The following is a 1743-nucleotide window of genomic DNA, read 5'->3' on the forward strand; positions in this document are numbered from 1 at the left end:
TCGAATCAAGTTTCGAATATCATCTGAGCCGAATGTTTGCCCGGTCCAACCTTGTTGATATTGTGTGTGGTTGGAAAATTGTACCGTATGGATAGGCCATACTTCGAGTCCCATACGTTGCATAGGAAAAACGGCAGAGCTATTGCCAGCATGGCCAAAGACCACATGAGACTGAATTGAAATTACACCTTTCAAACCGTCACTCCTCTTCTGAATATAGTTTTTGATGTCTTGAGTAAATTTTAAAGTCAAAGTACTGAACTTTGGTAATCCCCTTTGATGGGGAAGATCCATCAAGACATGAAATGTAAGAATGTCTCTATAACGATTAGGTTTGAGAGATCGATAAAGAACGCACCAATTAACGGCACGATAAAATACGCTTGTGGCGATGGGCCGTAGTAACCCGTGATACCATTCATATTGAGCATGGCTGTCGGTGTCGCACCCAAACCAAAGCCCGCATGACCACTTGCCATCACCGCGGCATCATAATTTTTACCGAGTAGCTTATAGGTAACGGACGTAACAAACACAATAGTAAACAATGTTTGAATCGTTAGGATAACCACCAGCGACAACGCCATATCAAACAGCTGCCAAAGTTTGATTTCAAGCAATGCCATAGATAAGAAGACACTTAGGGCAATTGAGCTTAAACGTGCCACTTCGACCATCGCAATCTTGGCAGGTTTGCTCTCGCTAAATAGTGTTGAGAATAGTGCACCAACAAATAACGCATAGACGAAATTTGGCACCATGTTCAGCCAATGCACATCGAGCACAAGCACTAAACTATGTAGCATTTGGCTGAGCTCAACACAGCATGCTAAAAGAACAACGCTTCCGATGCCATGTAGTACATTGCCCTTAGTCGGCATGTGATGGGCCTTTTTGTGTTCCACATCTGCTGCATGTACGTTCGGTGTTGAAAGTTGATTTTTTTCAACCAAATACGTGCCTAAAGGCGCTCCGATAATACCGCCAATCACAAGACCAAAAGTGGCACAGGCCATCGCGATTTCGAGTGCATTATCGACACCAAAATGGTCATGAAACATCGACGCCCATGCAGCACCTGTACCATGCCCACCTGATAGGGTGATAGAGCCCGTCATCAGTCCTAGCTTAGGATCCAGCCCTAAGAACGAGGCTGCAGCGACACCAATAGCGTCCTGAAAAATAATATAAACAACGGCGATTCCGAGAAAGACAACGAACAAGCGTCCACCTTGGAATAGCTGCTTGATATTTGCGCTTAAACCAATGCCTGCGAAAAACATCAGCATCAACGTCTCTTTATAAGGAAGTTCAAATTCGAACTCCATTCCCATGCGATATAAGCAAGTAGTAATTAAGGCTGCGATGCACCCACCAATCACCGGCCCTGGGATATGATATTTACTTAATATTGGTGTGTGTTTTTTGGTTACCTCACCAAACAACAACATCAAGAGTGCCAAAATGGCAGATTCAACGGCATTTACAGAAATTACATTCATTATCACGACCTAAACAACCGAATAAAAAAGCCCCGACTTGACGGGGCTTATATTTTCTAGCAACTACGAATTACGCAGAGAACTCTTGGAAGTACTCATCCAACACAGTGCGTGTTGCACGGCCAATTAGCTCGTACTCGTGGTGAGTAAGGTTCGCTAGTGATACGCGTACTGAGGCGTGTACTGTGTCGAAACCTTTACCAGGTAGTAAGATGACGCCAGTTTCGTGAGCAAGACGGAA

General features: G+C 44.3%; 1 protein-coding gene and 2 pseudogenes. All 3 read right to left on the reverse strand.

Annotated features, from left to right (window positions below):
- Positions 1-195 (reverse strand): annotated as a pseudogene (locus AB4209_RS22530) (pyridoxal kinase); the annotation flags it as partial.
- Between the two features lie 98 nt (positions 196-293).
- Positions 294-1502, reverse strand: a complete 1209-nt coding sequence (gene gltS, locus AB4209_RS22535; protein ID WP_017061004.1) for a sodium/glutamate symporter — start codon at positions 1500-1502, stop codon at positions 294-296.
- A gap of 70 nt (positions 1503-1572) precedes the next feature.
- A pseudogene (locus tag AB4209_RS22540) lies at positions 1573-1743 on the reverse strand (bifunctional aspartate transaminase/aspartate 4-decarboxylase); the annotation flags it as partial.

This window comes from Vibrio sp. 10N.286.48.C11, from assembly GCF_041469805.1.
GTDB lineage: Bacteria > Pseudomonadota > Gammaproteobacteria > Enterobacterales > Vibrionaceae > Vibrio > Vibrio crassostreae_C.

Excerpts from the sequence above, each read along its gene's own strand:
- gltS (WP_017061004.1), bottom strand. The coding sequence starts at position 1,502 with ATGAATGTAATTTCTGTAAATGCCGTTGAATCTGCCATTTTGGCACTC.